The organism is Chitinophaga oryzae, from assembly GCF_012516375.2.
In the GTDB taxonomy this organism is placed as follows: domain Bacteria; phylum Bacteroidota; class Bacteroidia; order Chitinophagales; family Chitinophagaceae; genus Chitinophaga; species Chitinophaga oryzae.
The window spans coordinates 7,782,501-7,787,500 of record NZ_CP051204.2 but is presented as its reverse complement, the minus strand read 5'-3'; the positions used below and the strand labels follow the sequence as shown (position 1 = coordinate 7,787,500).

Annotated in this window: 4 rRNA genes (1 of these 4 only partly in view); all 4 read left to right on the top strand. The window is 46.6% G+C overall.

Going from position 1 to position 5,000, the window contains the following annotated elements:
* Window positions 1–708 (top strand): 23S ribosomal RNA (locus tag HF324_RS30830); it begins 2,175 nt to the left of the window's first position.
* Window positions 709–831: 123 nt separating this feature from the next.
* Window positions 832–943 (top strand): 5S ribosomal RNA (gene rrf, locus HF324_RS30825).
* 585 nt (window positions 944–1,528) lie between these two features.
* Window positions 1,529–4,409, top strand: a 23S ribosomal RNA gene (locus HF324_RS30820).
* A gap of 122 nt (window positions 4,410–4,531) precedes the next feature.
* A 5S ribosomal RNA gene (gene rrf, locus HF324_RS30815) occupies window positions 4,532–4,643 on the top strand.
* Window positions 4,644–5,000: the final 357 nt, after the last annotated feature.

Here is a 5,000-nt window from a genome sequence, read left to right as displayed (position 1 = left end):
GAAATACCAACCTTCTGTTATTTAGAGTCTAATCCCTGTAAGGGGAGACATTGTTTGGTGGGTAGTTTGACTGGGGTGGTCGCCTCCTAAAAGGTAACGGAGGCTCGCAAAGGTACCCTCAGTACGGTTGGTAATCGTACGCAGAGCGCATTAGTATAAGGGTGCTTGACTGTGAGGCAAACAAGCCGAGCAGGTGCGAAAGCAGGCTAAAGTGATCCGGTGGTTCTGTATGGAAGGGCCATCGCTCAAAGGATAAAAGGTACTCCGGGGATAACAGGCTGATCTCACCCAAGAGCTCATATCGACGGTGAGGTTTGGCACCTCGATGTCGGTTCGTCACATCCTGGGGCTGGAGAAGGTCCCAAGGGTTCGGCTGTTCGCCGATTAAAGTGGCACGTGAACTGGGTTCAGAACGTCGCAAGACAGTTCGGTCCCTATCTGTTGTGATCGTTAGTAAATTGAGGAGACATGACCTTAGTACGAGAGGACCGGGTCGTACGTACCGCTGGTGTATCTGTTGTGCCGCCAGGTGCAGTGCAGAGTAGCTATGTACGGACAGGATAAACGCTGAAAGCATCTAAGCGTGAAACCTGCTTCAAGATGAGTTTACTTTTAAGGGCCGTCGCAGACTACGACGTTGATAGGTTACAGGTGTAAAGGTGGTAACATCACAGCCGAGTAATACTAATTGCCCGTAAGCTTTAATTTTATTTATTACTGCAAAAGTTCGTATACAACTTTCCCGATATGTTATCTTATTGCGTGCTGCAAGGATAAGGTGATCACTCACCTGCTTCCTTACGACGGGAGACCGTCAACAGCCAAAGATCTTATGGTGGTTATGCCAAGGGTGTTCACCTCTTCCCATTCCGAACAGAGAAGTTAAGCCCCTTATGGCCGATGGTACTGCACTATCATGCGGGAGAGTAGGTAGCTGCCATATTTATTAAGAAAGGTCCTGGTGACAAGCCAGGACCTTTTTCTTTCTATAAAGTAGAAGCTCTTCTCTTCTTAAAATCATCAGATGGCTCTTGTAAACAGAGCAGATCGATTACCTCCACAGTATACCAGGTGTATACATCTTCGTAGGTCCGTTACCGTGGACCAGCTGAAAACGAAAAAATAAATAGCAATTAAGTTGAAATAATTTTTGCTGCGAATGATAAAGATCCTATCTTTGCCATCCGCTCCGAAAAAGCGCTGTTCTTTGTTTGAATAAAGGGTTGATTATCATCAGATTAATACTGCTTTTCCTAATAGATAAGTCATTAAAACTGAGATAATTAAATATAAAAAACTTCAAAAAAGTTTTGGTGATAATGAAAAGAATCACTACCTTTGCAACCCCAACGCAAACGACGCGAAACGGACACAAAAGTTCTTTAAAAAATAACAAAAAAGATGTACGGCCAAACGGGCCACAGAGATCGGATCTCACACATCAGCAATGACTAGCAATAGTCTAAGCTCTTTGACATATTGGGAAATGCAAGTTGTATACGGATAGTAATATCTGAATACGAAAATATTTAAAGCGAATAAGGGCGCATGGTGGATGCCTAGGATCTAAGAGGCGACGAAGGACGTGGTAAGCTGCGATAAGCTACGGGGAGCTGCAAACGAGCATTACATCCGTAGATTTCCGAATGGGACAACCCGGTACACTGAAGGTGTATCACTCGAAAGAGAGCCAACGCAGGGAACTGAAACATCTAAGTACCTGCAGGAAAAGAAAATAATAATGATTCCCCAAGTAGTGGCGAGCGAACAGGGAAGAGCCCAAACCGGGTCGAAGCAATTCTACCCGGGGTTGTAGGACTGCTTTTAGAAAGTCAGATCAAGCTGAATCATCTGGAAAGATGAGCCGTAGCAGGTGATAGCCCTGTAGGCGCAAATTCTGGCGGACGTGCAGTATCCTGAGTAGCGCGGGACCAGAGGAATCCTGTGTGAAACTGTCAGTACCATCTGATAAGGCTAAATACTCCTTAGATACCGATAGTGAACCAGTACCGTAAGGGAAAGGTGAAAAGTACTCCGAACAGGAGAGTGAAATAGTTCCTGAAACCGTGCGCTTACAAGCGGTCGGAGCCAGTAATGGTGACGGCGTGCCTTTTGCATAATGAGCCTACGAGTTACTCCTCACTGGCGAGGTTAAGGTCTTCAGTACCGGAGCCGCAGCGAAAGCGAGTTCTAACAGAGCGCTTAGTCAGTGGGGGTAGACGCGAAACTTTGTGATCTATCCATGGGCAGGATGAAGGTTAGGTAAAACTAACTGGAGGTCCGAACTCATTAGCGTTGAAAAGCTATGGGATGACCTGTGGATAGGGGTGAAAGGCCAATCAAACTGAGAGATAGCTCGTTCTCCCCGAAATGTTTTTAGGAACAGCCTTGGATATAGACGTGTTATAGAGGTAGAGCTACTAATTGGGCTAGGGGGCTTCACCGCCTACCAAACCCTAATAAACTCCGAATGCTATAACATAATCTCCAGGAGTGAGGCTGTGGGCGCTAAGGTCCATGGCCGAGAGGGAAATAACCCAGACTAACAGCTAAGGTCCCTAATCGTATGTTAAGTTGAACAAACGCGGTTCAAATCCTAAAACAGCCAGGATGTTGGCTTGGAAGCAGCCATTCATTTAAAGAGTGCGTAACAGCTCACTGGTCGAGGGTTTGGGCACGGAAAATAATCGGGCATCAAACATACAACCGAAGCTTTAGGCCTAGTATTTAGGTACTAGACGGTAGGGGAGCATTCTAAACTGCATCGAAGGTGTGTCGCGAGGCATGCTGGAGCGTTTAGAAAAGAAAATGTAGGCATAAGTAACGATAAATAAGATGAAAAATCTTATCGCCGTAAGACTAAGGGTTCCTGATCAACGCTAATCGGATCAGGGTTAGTCGGGTCCTTAGGCAAAGCCGAGAGGCGTAGCTGATGGCAAACTGGTGAATATTCCAGTACCTGTTATAAATTCGATGGAGTAACGGAGTAGTGAAAGGACTGCGCACTTACGGAATAGTGCGTTAAAGGGTGTAGGTATACTGACTGTAGGTAAATCCGCAGATGGTGCTGAACCTGATAGTACAGCAAAGCTTCGGCAGCGCTGATAATGTCCCTAATCAGACTTCCAAGAAAAACTTCTAAGGTTCGTTTATGACAGCCCGTACCGTAAACCGACACAGGTAGTCGAGATGAGTATTCTCAGGCGCTCGAGTGATCCGTGGTAAAGGAACTAGGCAAATTGACGCTGTAACTTCGGGATAAAGCGTACCACAGCAATGTGGTCTCAGTAAAATGGTACAACCAACTGTTTAACAAAAACACAGGGCCCTGCAAAATCGAAAGATGACGTATAGAGCCTGATACCTGCCCGGTGCTGGAAGGTTAAGGAAGGATGTTCGGAGCAATCCAAAGCTTCTGACTGAAGCCCCAGTAAACGGCGGCCGTAACTATAACGGTCCTAAGGTAGCGAAATTCCTTGTCGGGTAAGTTCCGACCTGCACGAATGGTCTAATGAGTTGTACACTGTCTCTACCACGAGCTCGGTGAAATTGTAGTATCGGTGAAGATGCCGGTTAATCGCAACGGGACGGAAAGACCCCGTGAACCTTCACTACAACTTAACATTGATTTTGAATGCCAGATGTGTAGGATAGTTGGGAGACTGTGAAGCAGCTTCGCCAGGAGTTGTGGAGTCATCGTTGAAATACCAACCTTCTGTTATTTAGAGTCTAATCCCTGTAAGGGGAGACATTGTTTGGTGGGTAGTTTGACTGGGGTGGTCGCCTCCTAAAAGGTAACGGAGGCTCGCAAAGGTACCCTCAGTACGGTTGGTAATCGTACGCAGAGCGCATTAGTATAAGGGTGCTTGACTGTGAGGCAAACAAGCCGAGCAGGTGCGAAAGCAGGCTAAAGTGATCCGGTGGTTCTGTATGGAAGGGCCATCGCTCAAAGGATAAAAGGTACTCCGGGGATAACAGGCTGATCTCACCCAAGAGCTCATATCGACGGTGAGGTTTGGCACCTCGATGTCGGTTCGTCACATCCTGGGGCTGGAGAAGGTCCCAAGGGTTCGGCTGTTCGCCGATTAAAGTGGCACGTGAACTGGGTTCAGAACGTCGCAAGACAGTTCGGTCCCTATCTGTTGTGATCGTTAGTAAATTGAGGAGACATGACCTTAGTACGAGAGGACCGGGTCGTACGTACCGCTGGTGTATCTGTTGTGCCGCCAGGTGCAGTGCAGAGTAGCTATGTACGGACAGGATAAACGCTGAAAGCATCTAAGCGTGAAACCTGCTTCAAGATGAGTTTACTTTTAAGGGCCGTCGCAGACTACGACGTTGATAGGTTACAGGTGTAAAGGTGGTAACATCACAGCCGAGTAATACTAATTGCCCGTAAGCTTTAATTTTATTTATTACTGCAAAAGTTCGTATACAACTTTCCCGATATGTTATCTTATTGCGTGCTGCAAGGATAAGGTGAAAACTCACCTGCTTCCTTACGACGGGAGACCGTCACAGCCAAAGATCTTATGGTGGTTATGCCAAGGGTGTTCACCTCTTCCCATTCCGAACAGAGAAGTTAAGCCCCTTATGGCCGATGGTACTGCACTATCATGCGGGAGAGTAGGTAGCTGCCATATTTATTAAGAAAGGTCCTGGTGACAAGCCAGGACCTTTTTCTTTCTATAAAGTAGAAGCTCTTCTCTTCTTAAAATCATCAGATGGCTCTTATAGTAGAGCTGATCTTCAAAAGATCGCTTTCACAGCGTATCACGGCTCTCCGGGCACAGACATAAGGTCTACCGGTGTTGCGATTATCTTCCTTGGTCCCGGTTTCACCGGCGGCCGCCCGACTACCTCCGGTTCCTTGCTTTGGACCATTCATTTGAAATACTGCACCAGCAATTAAAGTTGAAATAATTTTTTGCTGCGAACGATAAAGATACTATCTTTGCCGTCCGCTCTTGAAAAAGCGCCGTTCTTTGTAAAAATAAGGG